Origin of the sequence: Mobiluncus sp., assembly GCF_034180645.1 — a bacterium.
Lineage (GTDB): Bacteria > Actinomycetota > Actinomycetes > Actinomycetales > Actinomycetaceae > Mobiluncus.
The window spans coordinates 17,543-33,254 of record NZ_JAXFNY010000003.1; the positions used below are offsets into that span (position 1 = coordinate 17,543).

Annotated in this window: 13 protein-coding genes; all 13 read left to right on the forward strand. The window is 57.6% G+C overall.

Annotated elements, in window-relative coordinates; genetic code table 11:
• The first annotated feature begins 172 nt into the window (after nucleotides 1-172).
• Nucleotides 173-2,260, forward strand: a complete 2,088-nt coding sequence (locus SPI05_RS00490; RefSeq protein WP_321075141.1) for a biotin/lipoyl-binding protein — start codon at nucleotides 173-175, stop codon at nucleotides 2,258-2,260.
• Nucleotide 2,261: 1 nt separating this feature from the next.
• Nucleotides 2,262-3,068, forward strand: coding sequence for an ABC transporter ATP-binding protein (locus SPI05_RS00495; RefSeq protein ID WP_414601943.1), 807 nt, complete (start codon nucleotides 2,262-2,264; stop codon nucleotides 3,066-3,068).
• Complete coding sequence (locus SPI05_RS00500; protein WP_321075145.1) at nucleotides 3,065-4,435, forward strand: ABC transporter permease; 1,371 nt, start codon at nucleotides 3,065-3,067, stop codon at nucleotides 4,433-4,435. The genes SPI05_RS00495 and SPI05_RS00500 overlap by 4 nt, the downstream gene beginning before the upstream one ends.
• 147 nt (nucleotides 4,436-4,582) lie before the next feature.
• Entirely contained in the window at nucleotides 4,583-6,121 is a 1,539-nt protein-coding gene (locus SPI05_RS00505) for an ATP-binding protein (protein ID WP_321075147.1), read from the forward strand.
• A gap of 127 nt (nucleotides 6,122-6,248) precedes the next feature.
• On the forward strand, nucleotides 6,249-6,737 hold the full coding sequence (locus SPI05_RS00510; RefSeq protein ID WP_308534913.1) for a response regulator: 489 nt from the start codon (nucleotides 6,249-6,251) through the stop codon (nucleotides 6,735-6,737).
• 180 nt (nucleotides 6,738-6,917) lie between these two features.
• Entirely contained in the window at nucleotides 6,918-8,369 is a 1,452-nt protein-coding gene (locus tag SPI05_RS00515; RefSeq protein ID WP_414601944.1) for an SLC13 family permease, read from the forward strand.
• 123 nt (nucleotides 8,370-8,492) lie between these two features.
• On the forward strand, nucleotides 8,493-9,140 hold the full coding sequence (locus tag SPI05_RS00520; RefSeq protein WP_321075152.1) for an L-threonylcarbamoyladenylate synthase: 648 nt from the start codon (nucleotides 8,493-8,495) through the stop codon (nucleotides 9,138-9,140).
• 128 nt (nucleotides 9,141-9,268) lie between these two features.
• Nucleotides 9,269-10,465 carry an MraY family glycosyltransferase gene (locus tag SPI05_RS00525; protein ID WP_321075153.1) on the forward strand — a complete coding sequence of 399 codons (1,197 nt, stop codon included), beginning with the start codon at nucleotides 9,269-9,271 and terminating at the stop codon, nucleotides 10,463-10,465.
• A 110-nt stretch (nucleotides 10,466-10,575) separates the two neighbouring features.
• A complete protein-coding gene (gene nrfH, locus SPI05_RS00530; RefSeq protein ID WP_321075154.1) occupies nucleotides 10,576-11,079 on the forward strand; it encodes a cytochrome c nitrite reductase small subunit in 504 nt (167 codons plus the stop codon).
• 6 nt (nucleotides 11,080-11,085) lie between these two features.
• Nucleotides 11,086-12,582, forward strand: a complete 1,497-nt coding sequence (locus SPI05_RS00535) for an ammonia-forming cytochrome c nitrite reductase subunit c552 (RefSeq protein ID WP_321075156.1) — start codon at nucleotides 11,086-11,088, stop codon at nucleotides 12,580-12,582.
• 33 nt (nucleotides 12,583-12,615) lie between these two features.
• Nucleotides 12,616-13,410, forward strand: a complete 795-nt coding sequence (locus SPI05_RS00540; RefSeq protein WP_321075158.1) for a tetratricopeptide repeat protein — start codon at nucleotides 12,616-12,618, stop codon at nucleotides 13,408-13,410.
• Nucleotides 13,411-13,415: 5 nt separating this feature from the next.
• Nucleotides 13,416-14,156 carry a cytochrome c biogenesis CcdA family protein gene (locus SPI05_RS00545; protein WP_321075343.1) on the forward strand — a complete coding sequence of 247 codons (741 nt, stop codon included), beginning with the start codon at nucleotides 13,416-13,418 and terminating at the stop codon, nucleotides 14,154-14,156.
• Between the two features lie 61 nt (nucleotides 14,157-14,217).
• Entirely contained in the window at nucleotides 14,218-15,711 is a 1,494-nt protein-coding gene (locus SPI05_RS00550) for a cytochrome c biogenesis protein ResB (protein ID WP_321075160.1), read from the forward strand.
• Nucleotide 15,712 lies beyond the last annotated feature (1 nt).

The following is a 15,712-nucleotide window of genomic DNA, read 5'->3' on the forward strand; positions in this document are numbered from 1 at the left end:
GGCAAGATAATCTGGGACTGTCTCCTCCTGAAGGGTGAGAGCGGCATGTCCGGGGCGTGACGAAGCCTCCTACTTCGGACTGATTCTCCTGGATTTTCCGCTCTCAACAGGGTAAAAGCACCTTCGGGAGTTTATAGTTTTTCAAGTGCGTTTTTGAAATAAGGAGTAATTTGTGAGCGACGAACCTGTGTTCACTCCCCTCGAGGACCCGACCGTCACCCCCGCCGCGGCTGGGGACAGTGCGGAAAAGCCTGCCAAAGGACTGAAGTCCCCGAAAGAACGATGGAAAGCAAAGAAAAAACCGCAGTTGGGAAACAAAAAGTCCGGGCGTAAATGGGGACGTAAAAAGAAAGTCATCATTGGAGTGAGCGCGGTAGCTGTCTTGGCTCTCGCCGGGTTTGGTATTCCCGCAGTGATGGGCCTGGGGGCTCCCAAGTACGACCCCACTGCCGTCTATCGCGGGGACGTCACCACCGTCGTCAGGGAGGACGTCACCAAAACCATTAGCATGACCGGCACGCTAAAAAGCGCCAAGACCATGACCTTGTTCTCCTCGCTGAACTCGAAAGTACAGGCTCTCAACGTGAAGGCGGGGGACCGGGTGAACCAGGGTCAGCTGCTGGCACAGTTGGACAGTTCCGAGGCAAATTCGCAACTGGCTAGCCAGCAGGCGCAGCTGAACGAAAGCCGCGTCACCCAGCAAAACAGCATTGATGAGGCTGCCCAAAACTATCAAAATGCGAAAAGCGCCCTGGATCAGGGCATGAACCAGGAAATCCGCGGAGCCCAAACCTCGTTGCGGGAAGCCGAAACAGAATACGTGAAATCTTCACGGGCCTACGAACAAATGAAGCAGGAGAGAGACAACCGCACTTTGCAAGCCTTGCTGGAACAGGAAAATGCCCTGCGCTCGGCTTATCAAGAGGTGGAAAACGCCAGGATGGAAGCGGGCCGGGCCGGAGCCGCGGTTTCCGAAGCGAACCTGCAGCGCGACATCGCCATCATTGAGCGGAATTCGGCCGCAGCGGATTTGGACCTGGCCAAGAAGGAACTGTCCCGGCTGCGGGTCGACACGGCCCTAGACCCCGCGCGTCGCGCGGAACTCATCAAGGCCACCAACCAGCGTATCGCGGAGCTGGAAGCGCAGGTCGCCACCTTGGATCAAAATGTTGATGATGGTAGCAAGGGTGCCAGGTCGGCCTGGTCCCAGCAGGCTCAGGCCAATATTTCCGTGGGCCACGCGAACGAAAACTTGGGGATGGCGCGGCGCCAATTCCAGGCTGCGTTACGCCAGATTGACACCCAGATAGCCGAGGCCGGCGAGGCGGTCGCGAAGGCGCAAGGCGCTTTGTCTGACGCCAAAATCAGCTTGGAATACGCCAAAATCCACGCAGCTCAGGAAGTGAGTTCGAATCTGCGGGCGTTGCGGGCCGCGCAAGCCTCGGCGGGTTCAGGCATGGCGGAAGGGCAAAGCGCCATCCAAAAGCTGCGGGCTGACATCAGCTCGGCGCACGTAACTTCCCCGATGTCAGGCATTGTGACCTCCGTAACCGCCAAGGTTGGCGCCACACCGGAAGGCGCCTTGATGACGGTGGAAGATGACCAAAATATGGTCATCGAAACCCAGATTAAAGAATCCGGGGTCTCCAAGCTCAGCGTGGGTAACCAGGTCACTTTCACCACTCCGGCCACCGGGGATAAGGAATTTACGGGCGTGGTGTCCTTTATTTCTCCGGCTGCGCTCGACCAGACTTCCACGCAGCCCGGACAGGGCGGCGAACAGGGTGGGGGCGGCAACGCCTCGGTCATGTTTCCGGTGCAAATCACGGTGACGGGCGATTTGCAGGGCTTGCGTCTGGGGTCTACCGCCAAAGTAAAGGCGATTGTTGCCGGTGAAAAGAACGCTCTGACCGTGCCGAAGGGTGCTTTGGTTGATGCGATGATTCCGCTTGACGACAACGACAAAGATTCGCAATCCGTGGCGGCTCCCGCTCCGGGGGACATGTCCGGGCCGGAAGTCTCTCGGGAAGATGGCCCGAAGTCCGTACTGGTGATAGACAACCCCGACTCGGAAAAGCCGAAGATTCGCGAAGTCCAGGTGGAAGTCCTGGTAGAAGGCAACGGCATGGCCGCAATCAAGGGTAAAGGCATCAAAGAAGGCACGACCGTGCTGGATAACGCCATGAACTATGTCGGCTTGTCCGGGGAAACCGGTCACTATGTCGATACTCCGCCGGTGATGGAGGGGACTGTTGAGTGACATCATGAGCCTGCCGGGGGTCTTTTCTGAGGGTCGGGCGCATTCACAAGCGTCCCCTCCCGCGCCCACCGGGCAGGGTAGCGAACAGCCGGGGGCGGCGAAGGGACAGCCGGTCATCGAGCTGAGCGACATCTATAAGGGATTCTTCCTGGGCACCGACCACGAGTTGACCGTGCTGAAAGGCGTGAACCTGGCGATTTATCCGGGAGAATTCGTGTCCATCGTAGGGTCCTCCGGTTCGGGCAAATCCACCCTGATGAACATCATCGGCTTGCTGGACCGGCCCACCTCGGGCAGTTACCTGCTGGGGGACGTGGACATTTCCGAAGCTGACGACAACGAGGCGGCGTTGATTCGCTCGCTTTCCATCGGGTTCGTGTTCCAAAACTTCAACCTGGTGGGGCGTACCGACGCGTTAAAAAACGTGGAGCTGCCCATGATGTACGCCGGCATCGGGCGTGCTCAGCGCCGGGAACGGGCACTGAAACTGTTGGAACTGGTCGAAATGAGCGAACGAATCCACCATCAGCCCAGCGAGTTGTCTGGCGGGCAAAAGCAGCGGGTGGCGATTGCGCGGGCGATGGCCAATGACCCGGACATTATTTTGGCTGACGAGCCGACCGGCGCTTTGGACACTGCCACCGGACACATGGTCATGGACCTGTTCCATCGGCTGCACCGCGAGCAGGGCAAAACCATCGTTCTGATTACCCACAACCCGGAGTTGGCTCAGCAAACCCAGCGCATCTTCACCATGGTTGACGGTGTGTTGGGCGAGGGTGTGTCGACCAAAGGAGGCGCCCAATGACTTTCGGAGAAAACGTGCGCCTGGCCCTGGCGGGATTGTGGGCGAACAAACTGCGCGCCATTTTGACCCTGCTGGGCATCATCATCGGTATCGCCTCCGTGGTGACGATTCTCACCATTTCCCGCGGTGTGACCAGCGCGGTCACCGACTCGCTCGGTTCCTTAGGGGGGCAGGATATGTACCTCTCGGTGGATACCAAGGACAATATTGCCAAAGCAAAGTCTCGCCAAGCACAGTCCGGCTCGGACGACCCCACTGATGTGGTTGGGGATTCCGAGAGTACCGAGGACGAGGACATGTCTGGGGATAGCGGGTCTGGCTCGGCTTTCGCGGACAGTAACGGGGATGACCAATACCTGACTCCGGAAATCCTGGATCAGATTCGTGAGGAATTTTCCGACCAGGTTAAAGGTATCAGCGTGCAAGGTATGGGCAGTTTCGGCACCGCTAAGGGCACGGCCGGAGATGTGGACGCGGATGTGCAAACCACCAACCAGGATTTCCTGATTGGGTCCAATATGGAAATGGTCGCCGGCCGCGGTTTTGATGCCGGTGAAATCGAAAGCGCCGACACGGTGGCGGTTATCACCGATATCCTGGCGAAAAAATTGTTCGGGGGAGCGGCACAAAACGCCGTGGGTCAGAGCTTCGAGTTTGACAGTGACGAATCCCAAATGACTTTTCAAGTCATCGGGGTTGCCCGGCAGGTGCAAATGAAAGGGGCTGCCAACGCTCTCATCAGTGGCGGCGGGCCGAGCGGGGACAGTTTCTATATCCCCTACACTTTGGAAGAGGAGATTAGCGGGGTTAAGGATCCGGGGTTCAACTGGGCGACGCTGCGCCCGATTCCCGGCACCGATGCCAAGGCTTTGAAACACGATTTGCAGGAGTTCTTGGATAAAGCCTGGGCTGACTCGGATTACGGGGTCGAGATTGATTCCATGGACTCGATGATGGATGAGATTAAGAATGTCTTTTCCACTATCTCCTTGGGACTGTCGGTCATTGCGGGACTGAGCTTGCTGGTCGGCGGCATCGGGGTGATGAACATCATGCTGGTGTCGGTCACCGAACGTACCCGAGAGATAGGTATTCGCAAGGCTCTGGGGGCGACCCAGTGGAATATCCGGATGCAGTTCCTGGTCGAGGCCATGATGGTGTGTCTGCTGGGAGGGATTCTCGGCGTGGCCCTGGGGGGCCTGGCCGGATACTTGGGGTCCAACGCGATGGGCAATCCTGCTATCCCGCCCTTGGGTGGGGTGCTGTTCTCGCTGGCGTTCTCGCTGGGTATCGGGATTTTCTTCGGCTACTATCCAGCGTCCAAAGCCGCCAAACTCGACCCCATCGAGGCACTGCGCTACGAGTAGCCCGGGGTTCCCTATCTAAAAACTATTTTTACGCCTCGGTGTGCCATATATGGCACACCGAGGCAAATTAATAGGATTAACGCCGGAAAATTATCCTCGGTTCGCAAACGTACCCGTCCACCAGCAAAATTCCGGCATGATAGTGGCATGTACGAAAGACGCTTTGTTTTTGACCTCGAACAGGACGATGAAGAAATCATCGCCGAAATCGTGTGTCGCGCCGAGGCTATCTTGGGACCCCAGGAACGGATTACCTTCCCGGTGGGAGCGCACCTAACCGAGGAAGGCCAGCCGGTTCGCAGCATTATTCTGGCGCTATCCGGCAGTATCGCGCTGGAACGCTCCTCAGAGAGCGGGGATCTGCTGATGCACCATGCTTCGACCGGGCGCATCATCGGCATGCTGTCCTCGGGGGAGGAAATCGGCGCGTTCTTTACCGCCGTGGTGACTGAAGAGGTCGTGGGGGTCAGCCTCACCCTCGACGAAATGAACATGATTATTGCCGGGGACTCCCGAGTATCGCTGCTGGTGGCAGCCTTGTTTATGCGCACTTATGATCGCCGGTTGCGTCGCGCGGAGAATCTGCACCTAGAGTCGGCGGTCCTGGCCGATCAACTGGCGCTGCAGCGGGCGAACTTGGCGAAAGCCCTGGACAAACTGCGCGAGACTCGGGAGGAAATGGCTGCACAAGCCCGGTTTGCCTCGCTCGGTGAGCTGGCGGCGGGTGTGGCCCACGAACTCAATAATCCGGTGGCGGCGATTCGCCGTGCTGCGGATTACATTCACGAGGATATGCGCATGCTGCTGTCGACCTGCCCCGACGAAACGTGGCGGAACCTGGCTCTGGAATCCCTGGAAAATGCCGAGGAGGCCCCGTTCTTGTCCACCAAGGAAACACGGGCGCGCAAACGTGAACTGTTGGAAATCCTGGGAGACGCGACCTTGGTGGAACGCCTGTCCGTGGCGGGAGTCTACAGCACCGACCTGGCCCGCAACCTCGCCAGGGACATGAAAGCCAACCCGGACACGGATCTGGGGGCCTTGGAACAGGCGGCCGCCATCGGCACCAGTCTGCGCAACCTGCGTACCGCCTCGGGACGCATCATCGACCTGGTGGCGTCCCTGCGCTCTTATGCGCGTCCCGATGGGGATCCGGTACAAAACGTCGACGTCAACACGGGCCTGCAAGACACGCTGCGCCTGTTGTCTCACCGCTTGGACAAAATCGACCTCGACGTGCATTATGGCGAACTACCGCGGATTTCTTGCCACCCCGGCCAGCTTGACGAAGTGTGGACAAACCTGATTACGAACGCGGTGGAAGCCATGTCCGGCGAGGCTTCCGCTGCCAGCGACGCGGTCGGCAAGCGCCCCACCGACCGAGACGAACTGGCGGGAATGATTGGGCAGCTAACCATTAAAACGGAAGCCTGCGGCGACCAAATCGTGGTGACGTTCCGCGATACCGGACCAGGCATTGCCCCCGATGTCATCGAACACATTTTCCAGCCGCATTTCTCTACCAAAGGCGGCGAAGTGAGGTTCGGTATGGGTATCGGCCTGGGGCTGTGTCGTTCGATTGTGGAAAACCACGGCGGAACCATCCGGCTGGAAAACGTATCCAATCCGACGGGCACCTTGGCCACCGTGGAACTACCGACCACCGGAATTCCGGTCTCGCTTTAGGGTCACAAGCCCGGTCGGGCGGTTTCGCGCGGACTGCTGGTTCTCGTTTTCTGACGTTTTCCGGCAAATTGGTCCAAATCCCGCGACAGAATGAAAGAATAGAAAAGTCCCCAATGAAGGAGAAACCATGAAACTCGCCATCCTAATCCTTGAAGACGAACCGGAAGTTCGTGCCGCTGTGACCCGTGACCTGCTGGGATTTGCGGACACTTTACGCATCGAACCGGCGGAGGATGTGCCTGACGCGTGGGAGGTCATCGATGAGATTTCAAACGATGGCGACGCCCTGGCTCTGGCACTGTGCGACCATCGGCTACCCGGCACGACCGGCATCGAGTTCATGGGCCAGATGATGTCCGACGAACGCACCCAGCTGACCCGCAAAGTCCTGGTGACCGGTCAGGCTGACCTGGCTGACACCGTGCGTGCGGTGAACGAAGCCGGGCTCGATCAGTACGTGGCGAAACCCTGGAAACCCGAAGAACTCCAAGACGTGGTGCGCACCATGTTGACCGATTATGTGGAACTGGCCGGGATTGATCCGGTGCCCTATCTCTCGGCGCTGGATCCGGCGCGGGCGATGGAGCTGACCAAAGGGCTCAGCCGCCCGGACTGACCGGTTGTCGGCACGCAGCATCGAACAGCGAGGAACAAAGGGGCAGGATCAGTGAGTAATCCAGATAATCCGCAATCCGAAAACGCTATCGAACCATCAGGTGCGGGCCGGGAAGGAAACGAACCGGCGGCAGCTCCGCCCCAGTCTCGTGCTGCCACCCCGAAACCCGCAAAACGTCCCATCCGCACTTTGCGGCCCAAACCCCCTTCTAACGTTAAGAAAACCGCCCCGCTAGGCTTGAAAGAAAAGATTGGCCTGGTGCTGGGGGCTATCGCGTTTTTCGTCCCCCTGCTGGTCGACATCCCGAATCTGGGCGTGCCTGGCGAACGCATGCTGGCGATTTTCCTGCTGGCTATCGTGTTTTGGATTACCGAGCCGATTCCCCTGACCGCCACCGCGGTGCTGGTCATCGGCCTGGAGGTCATGCTGGTGTCCACCGGGTCGCCGTTTGACCCCACCGGCGGCGACCCGTCGCAAGCCGAACACGTCGCCAAGTATTCAGAATACTTCGCGACCCTGGCAAACCCGACAATCATCCTGTTCATGGGTGGTTTTATGATTGCGGAAGGCGCTGAAAAGTTTTCGCTGGACCGCAACCTGGCGGCGGTGTTGCTCAAACCTTTCCCGGAAAAGGCGCGTCTGACGACCTTGGGACTGATGCTGATTACCGCTCTGCTGTCCATGTTTATGTCCAACACCGCCACGACCGCCACCATGTTTACCGTGGTCATCCCCATTTTGGCGGCCCTGCCAAAGGGGCGGGCGCGAGCCGGCGTGGCGCTGTCGATTCCCTTGGCCGCCAACGTGGGCGGTATCGGTACCCCGGTCGGCACCCCGCCCAATGCCATTGCGGTCGGCGCCCTGGCCGCCCAGGGCATTCACGTGTCCTTCGGGCAGTGGATGATGATGGCGGTGCCGTTTATGCTGGTGGTGCTGTTTTTGTCGTGGCTGTTCCTCAGCGCCGTGTTTATCCCGCGCGATGCCGTGATTCACATTGAAATGACTTCCCAGTGGAACAAAACCCCGAAAGCCGTGCTGTTCTACATCATCGCCGGATCCACGATTCTGTTGTGGATGACCGAGAGTCTGCACGGGATTTCCTCCAACGTGGTCGGGTTCCTGCCCGTTGTGGCGCTGCTGTGTCTCAAGGTCATGAAGGGCGAGGACATTAAGAGCATCGACTGGCCGGTTCTGTGGCTGGTGGCAGGCGGTATCGCGATGGGCGAGGGCATCGGGAACACCGGCCTGGACAAGTTCCTGGTCGACTCCGTGCCGTGGGATTCCCTGGGTGCGGTGCTGATTGTGGCGCTGCTCGGTTTTGTCGGTTTCGCTATCGCCAACGTCATCTCCCACTCGGCTTCCGCGAATCTGCTGGTGCCCCTGGCCGTGTCCCTGGCGGTATCCCTGGGTGATTCGGTCGATACGGTCACGGTCGCTTGTGCCGTAGCCATCGCCTGCTCGCTGGGCATGTCGCTGCCTATCTCGACCCCGCCGAACGCCATTGCCTATGCCACTGGGGAAATCTCGGTGAAACAGATGGCTTTGCTGGGTTTGGTGGTCGGGACCGCCGCCACTGTGGCACTGGTGTTCGCGCTGCCGCGGATGTGGGCGCTGATGGGGTTTGTCAGCTGAGACGCTGTCCGGCGTGCCTGTTTTTGGGAGCACGGTCACAAGCGCGGTGGGTCCGGGGACGCCGGTTGAGTTGGTTTATCCGGTTTATCCGGTTTAGCTGGCGTGGGGACTAAAATCAGCTCTATGAAGATTGTTGATGCCCTGACCGGGCCGATTACCCTGTCTGACCTGGCGGCGATTGACGCGGCGGTGAAACGCGATGAGCTGCTGGTCATGCCTACCGATACGGTTTATGGAATAGCCTCGGTGCCGTTTGCCCCCGCGGCGGTTGCGCGTTTGCAGCAGGCCAAAGGCCGGGGGGAGGACTTTCCCCCGCCGGTGCTGGTTTCCGGTCCGGCGGCGTTGGAGGAATTGATGGCCCCGGAACCGCAGGCTAGCGCGAGTCAGCGGCGCGCCGCCCGCGTACTTGCTGAGCGCTTTTGGCCCGGGGCCCTGACTATTATCGTGACCGCCAATCCGGCTCTGGGCTGGGATTTGGGGCAAACCCACGGGACGATTGCGCTGCGTCAGCCCAATCACCCGGTGGCGTTGGAAATCCTGGGCCACACCGGCCCGCTGGCCGTCACGTCCGCCAACCTGCACACTCGGCCTCCTGCCACCGACATTGCCGCCGCCACCCAATATTTTGGTGAGCAGGTCAGTGTTTACGTGGACGCTGGCCCTTCGCCCTCCGGGCATCCGTCCACCATCATCAGCTTGGTGGAGGGCACCCCGCGCTTGATTCGACAGGGCGATATTCCTCTGTCCGATATCCTGGCAGCTCTGGCTTGAGGCCTCGTGCGGTTATACCGGGAGATATGCCGGGTAGCTGCCAATAATGGCAGCTACCCGGCATATCTCCCCCTATATTCACATCGGAGCAAAATAACTCGCCTCTAACCGGATAAACTAAAGCCCGTATGAAGTTTTACCTGTTGATATTCCTGGTTGCGGCCGCGGTCACGTTCCTCACGGTTCCGCTGGTGCGTCAGTTTGCCCTGGCGACAGGGACTTTAGCGCCGGTGCGGGAACGTGATGTCCACGAATTTCCGACCCCGCGTCTGGGCGGAGTAGCGATGGGCGTGGGTTTCCTCGTGGCGCTGGCCATCGCCTCGCACACGCCATTTTTGGCTGATGCCGCCAGCTTTGAACACGTCAAGGGTTTGGCAGTGGGCGTCATCCTGATTGTGATTCTGGGGGTCATCGATGACATCTGGGACTTGGATTGGTACACGAAACTGGCAGGCCAAATCCTGGTGGCAGGATTGATGTCCTGGCTGGGTATCCAGCTGACATCATTCCCGATTTTCGGCCTTACCATCGGCTCATCTCGCCTGTCCTTGCTGGTCACAGTGCTGGTAGTGGTGGCTGCCATCAACGCGGTGAACTTCGTGGACGGCTTGGATGGTTTAGCTTCCGGCATGATGGCCATCAGCGCTACCGGCCTGTTCATCTATTCCTACACGCTGTCGCGCACGCTGGGTGCCGCGTCCTACGCCTCTTTGGCCTCAACGGTGGCGGCGGCTCTGGCCGGAATCTGCCTGGGATTCTTGGCACACAACTTTTCTCCCGCCTCCATTTTTATGGGCGATACCGGAGCCATGCTGCTGGGTTTACTGACGGTGGCCGCCGCCATCATTGTCACCGGTCAAATCGACCCGGCTGTGGTCTATTTCCGCCAGGCTTTTCCGTCTTTCCTGCCTATCGTTTTGCCCCTGGCGGTGCTGGCTATCCCCATTTTTGACATGGTCGCCTCCGTGATTCGCCGGCTGTATCATCACCAGTCTCCTTTCCAAGCCGATGCCGGTCACCTGCACCATCGCCTCTCCCATGCCGGACGTTCTCGGGTGCGCGCCGTGCTGGTCATGTACCTGTGGACGGCGGTGTTTTCCCTGGGGGCGGCCTCGCTGACTTTGCTGCGGATGCGCTACGTGTTGGTGTTGATGCTGGTAGCCTCCCTGCTGGCAATGGTGGCGACCATCGAGATTCTGCCCGCCTGGCGCGAAGGGGTGCGCCGCTGGTTCAACCCGGGATATCGCCAGCCCCACGGCCCGGAACACGCCCTGTACCACTCCCCCTCCCTGCCGGTCACCCCATCTGATAACTTGAGCTTGTGACGCTTTCTCAACCTGCACAACCGGTCCAGCTATAGTAATAAAACAGGACCTAATTCCCATGTGAGGCTGCGTTAATACAGATAGAATTGCCTCAACACGAGGAGGTTGCGATGGCGAAGCGTGGGTGTCTGCACCGACTCATTGCTTGGTGTTCGCGAACTTTTTCGGATGCTTTGGGTTTATGCGCCGCGGCTGCGATTGGCATCGTCGGTGGTCTGGGGATATACACTCTGGGTTATTCCGGCTTTACTAATTATCTGGGCAACGATCCCACTACCTGCGCCCAATGTCACGCCATGACAGAGCAATACGACGGGTGGCTTCGTGGAAGCCATAAAAACGTGGCTACCTGCAACGACTGCCATGCTCCGCACGACAATATCATCAGTAAGTATGCCAACAAAGCCGAGAATGGCTTTATGCATTCCCTAAAGTTCACGCTGGGTAACTATCCCGAAAACATCCAAATTCGACCACACAATCGTCAGGTGACCGAGGCAGCGTGCCTGTACTGCCATGCCGACTTGACCGACCAGATTCGCAACGATGCGAACCATCGCGGCGAAAACCTATCCTGTATAAAGTGCCATGACGGCGTAGGACACAAGAGGTGATCAGTCATGAACAGTGACAAAGAAACTTCCGACAAAGCGAAGGGGCTCCAGTCAGATTCTTCCGGCGAGACCGCCAAGAAGCGCAACCTGGCTCCCCTAGTGGTGCTTCTGGTAGCGGCGCTGGTAGCGCTGGGACTGGCATGGTTCCTCACTACGATTACCTCTCACAAGCAAGAATCCTCTCAGCCTTTCACCGCAGTAACTGAGATTACCGAGAAAACCTACGATCCGGCAGTCTGGGGTCAGAACTTCCCCCTCCAGTACGAGGGCTACAAGGCTACCTCAGAGATGCAACCTGAGGACGTGGTCCAAAATACTGAACCTAATGTCCCCGCCGACACTCGCGCTACGAAAACACACTCTAAGCTCGCCATAGAGCCGAGGCTGGTGTCCATCTGGAAAGGCTATGCCTTCTCAGTGGAGTATAACGAACCGCGCGGACACGAATATATGCTCACTGACCAGGAGTTTGTCAAGCGCATGACAGACTTCAAACAGCCCGGAGCCTGCTTGAATTGCCACGCCTCCCTGCCTCAGGTGATGGATGAACTCGGCAACGGGGATCAGGCAGCAGGCTGGGCGACCATGAACAAACTTCCCTACAAAGAAGTCGCTAAACACGCTCACGGTCCGGTAGCGTGCATAGACTGCCACACTCCAGGAACCATGAAACTGCGGGTGGTTCGCCCCGCCTTCATCGAAGGCATAAAAGCTTACAAAGCTTCTGTGGGAGTTAAAGACTTCGATGTCAACAAGGATGCCACCACCCAAGAGATGCGTACCTATGTGTGCGCCCAATGCCACGTAGAGTATTACTTCAAGGGCGATGCCAAGACCTTGACCTTCCCCTGGACTAAGGGTCTGACCGTTGATGATGCCATCGCCTACTATGACGAAGCCGGATTCAGCGACTTCACCCATAAGGACACGGGTGCGGAGGTCATCAAGGCACAGCACCCAGACTTTGAAACCTGGTCCCAGGGCATCCACGCTCAAAATGGCGTGACTTGCGCAGACTGCCACATGGCGTATAACCGTGACGGAGCCGCCAAGGTGTCGGACCACCAGGTGCGTTCCCCGATGATTAACGAAAAAACCATTAACGCTTCCTGCCTGACCTGCCACCACTCCACCGCCACTGAGATGAAAAACCGAGTGGACACGATTCAGAACCGTTACCTCGAGGCCAAGAACACGGCCTTCACCGCAGTACAGGCTCTGATTGACGATATCGTGGCCGCGAAAGCCGCCGGGAATGTTCCCGAAGAGAATTTCCAGCAGGCTTACCAGTTCCAGCGCAAGGCGCAGTTCATCGTGGACTACTCTTTCTCTGAGAACTCTCTGGGTTTCCACGCCCCGCAGTATTCCGTGAAGATTCTCAACGAGGCCACCGACTACGCCCGTTCGGGACAACTTGCCCTGCGAGGAGTGAAGGTAGAAAACCAGCGCACTCCCGACAGCTACAACATTAAACCGGTGCCGCGTCCCGGAGTGCTGGAGTAACCAGAACCCGAGCGTTTCATATAATAAGGGACTATGGATAACTCCGAAAACATCCCCGTCGGAATAGAAGCCTTCGAGGAAGAGAATGAGACTGCCGTTTCATCGGGGCCGGGAAACCAGTCGGATGGTGGTGCGGCGAGCAAAACCAGTACCGAGACGGCTGGAAAAGCACCCAAATCTGAGGGGTTCTTTACTCGCCACGCCAAGAAACTGAACCTGGTGCTGGTAGCCGCATTGGCCGTCTCGGTGACGGTGATTATTCAACAACAGGGAGCGATTCACTCGAAATCCGGGATGGAGATGCCGAAAAATCACCCTGATGTCTCCCAAATGATGTCCCCGGGGGGGCGCACGAATCCCGAAGCGGACGCATCCGAGATTCAAAAGCTTCGCAAACAGATGTCACAAAGGCCTCAAGATCCCGCCCCGGCAAAACAGTTAGGGAAGCTCTTTTTTGACCAAGGCTACTATTCTGACGCGGCTTCTACCTTTCGAGAGGCAGCTAAACGTGACAGCCGCGATATTGAAATCCAAATGATGCTGGGAGCCTCACTCTACGGCATGAGCGACTACACAGCTGCCAAACAGGCCTGGGAACAAGCCACCAACTTGGATCCAACTAAGGCAGAACCCTGGTATAACTTGGGTTTTGTCTACCTCATGAGCGAGCCTCCAGACTACGACAACACTCGCCGTGTGTGGAACAAGGTGCAGGAACTCGCTCCAGATTCGGACATGGCTCAAGAGGTTCAGCGACAGCTGGAAAATATTGGCAAACTTCCAGGTAAGCCGGCCCCGAGCACCTCTACGCAGCAGGGTGCCCGCTAGTGGAGGTGACACTTCCGCTAGCGTTCCTGGGCGGTTTGCTGTCCTTCTTTTCCCCCTGCTTTCTGCCGATAGTGCCTGCTTTTATAGGACAGCTGGTGGGAGAGCCCCGTTTCGAGGGCAAGACTCCGCGCATTAATCGCTGGATAGCAGCGGGAAACGCTCTGGGCTTTATTGCGGGATTCAGTGTGGTGTTTATGGCTCTATGGGCGACGGTCGCTTTCATGGGGAATTTCGTGGGTCAATACTCGGCGATTTTCCGCACTGTCGCGGGAATCATATTGATGTTGATGGGTCTGCACGTCGCTGGGATTATCACTATCGCCCCTCTGAACTGGATGTGGCGTGTACCGCTGCCGGGGCGGAAACACCACGACGAGCCACGCAGTTTACCTGACTCGAAACCGACTGGGCCGGGATGGGGTCGTTCTGCTCTGATGGGAGTGGTATTTGCTTCCGGGTGGACCCCCTGTATCGGACCTATCCTCAGCGGAATTTTGGCACTCACTACAGTCAGCACCACCAGTTTGCAAGGTATATCGTTGATGGCCGTCTACTGCTTGGGTTTAGGGCTGCCGATATTTCTGTTGGCAATAGGAGTCGTTGCTTCGCAAGAACACTTTGGTTGGTTTCGTCGCCATCACGTGGCAGTATCGCTGGTGAGCGGAGGTTTCTTGGTTATAATAGGTTTCATGATGGTAGCGAATCTGTGGGGTAAACTCGCTGGCGTTATCCCAGCTGCAGGTTGATGACAGGAAAACACTTTCAACAGAGCTGCAGAGCTGTAATCGTAGAGAAAGGGCGGGCATTTTGAGCGAAATCCAGCGAAAGGATGATGTCACGTACTCTGAGGCGGAGGACAGCGAGACGGCTCCAGCTCTTGAACTTGGCAAAACGGACGGTCATGAGAGTGAACACATCACCTGGAAGCGAGCTTTCGGGAGTGCCTACGCACTGTTCTACAACAAAAAGGTCGGATTGGCTCTGATTCTTGCCGCCGGATTGTTGGCGCTGCTGGGAATCATCTTTCCGCAGGCTCCAGGTGGGGTTTTCGACAATCCTGACTCTAGGTCGGCCTGGCTGGAAGGACCGCGTGAAATCTACGGGGGCTGGACTGGCATCCTCGCATTCCTCGGTTTCTTTAATATGTTCTCTTCGCCGTTGTTCCTGACGGTGTTGATATTACTGGCTTTGAGTATCTTGGCTTGTACTACCCACCGCCTACCACTACTGTGGCGCAAGGCATTTCATCCCCACGTATCCGTCACCGATGCCTTCTTTGAGCAAGCACGTTATCGAACCACCGTAGAAACTGTCCTGGATCCAGATGCAGCGTATGCTCGGGTTCAACAGACCTTGCGAAACCGACATTGGCGGGTGTTACCCAACGAGAGCTCTCCTCACAGCGCTTACGTTGACCGTTTTTACTATGGTCCGTTTGGCACCGTTTTTGCACACCTGGCATTCATCCTGATTATGGCAGGATTCCTGGTCAGCGGATTTTTCGGTTTTCGTAACGATGCCTTCAACCTGACGGTGGGTTATCCGCAACCCGTCGGCTTCGATACCGGATTGAGCGCCGAAGCCAAGTCCTTCACGGATTCGTACTACCCCGACGGTTCCCCCAAAGATTACGTCACGGACCTGGTGTTGAGCCGGGACGGCAAGACCGTCGCACGGCAACAAATTCGAGTCAACAGTCCGTTGACCTTGGATGGCATCATGTTTCATCAGGCCAGCTTCGGAGTTTCCGGGGTGGTTGCGGTGCGCGACGACTCTGGAAAGACCGTGTTTAGTGGCGGCGTCCCGATGCTCTACGAGCTCCCGGAGCAAGGCTGCGTTTATGGCATCGTGACGTTACCGGGCCAAAACCTGGAACTTTTCGTGATGATGCCCGCCTCCGGGCAAAAACCTTCGGGTATAGCGCCAGGTCAAGCCCGTTTAGAGGTCTATCCTGCGGGGAAGCAAGATATTCTCGGGGTAAAAGTACTCAACCAGGGCGAAAACGGAAAGATAGGCGACCTCACTTATGTTTTCGAACGTGAAGCGCAGTACACGGGCGTATTAGTTAAGAAAGACCCGGGGACAGTCATTGTGTGGGTGGGTTCGGGTTTCCTCATTGTCGGGACATTCATGACGATGCTGTTGCGTCACCGACGCTTCTGGCTGCGCGTGGAGAACCAGGACGGGAAAACTTTGATACGTCTAGCGTCACACGATAAATTGGAAACAACATACGAGCGACAGTTCGCCGCTGTGGCGCGCTATATTGACAGCGAACTCAATACCCCAAAGAAGGGATAAT

Bases quoted from the DNA above. Each gene is read 5' to 3' on its own strand.
- SPI05_RS00500 (WP_321075145.1), top strand. From the start codon at position 3,065: ATGACTTTCGGAGAAAACGTGCGCCTGGCCCTGGCGGGATTGTGGGCG.
- SPI05_RS00505 (WP_321075147.1), top strand. From the start codon at position 4,583: ATGTACGAAAGACGCTTTGTTTTTGACCTCGAACAGGACGATGAAGAA.
- SPI05_RS00510 (WP_308534913.1), top strand. From the start codon at position 6,249: ATGAAACTCGCCATCCTAATCCTTGAAGACGAACCGGAAGTTCGTGCC.
- SPI05_RS00520 (WP_321075152.1), top strand. From the start codon at position 8,493: ATGAAGATTGTTGATGCCCTGACCGGGCCGATTACCCTGTCTGACCTG.
- SPI05_RS00525 (WP_321075153.1), top strand. From the start codon at position 9,269: ATGAAGTTTTACCTGTTGATATTCCTGGTTGCGGCCGCGGTCACGTTC.
- nrfH (WP_321075154.1), top strand. From the start codon at position 10,576: ATGGCGAAGCGTGGGTGTCTGCACCGACTCATTGCTTGGTGTTCGCGA.
- SPI05_RS00535 (WP_321075156.1), top strand. From the start codon at position 11,086: ATGAACAGTGACAAAGAAACTTCCGACAAAGCGAAGGGGCTCCAGTCA.
- SPI05_RS00540 (WP_321075158.1), top strand. From the start codon at position 12,616: ATGGATAACTCCGAAAACATCCCCGTCGGAATAGAAGCCTTCGAGGAA.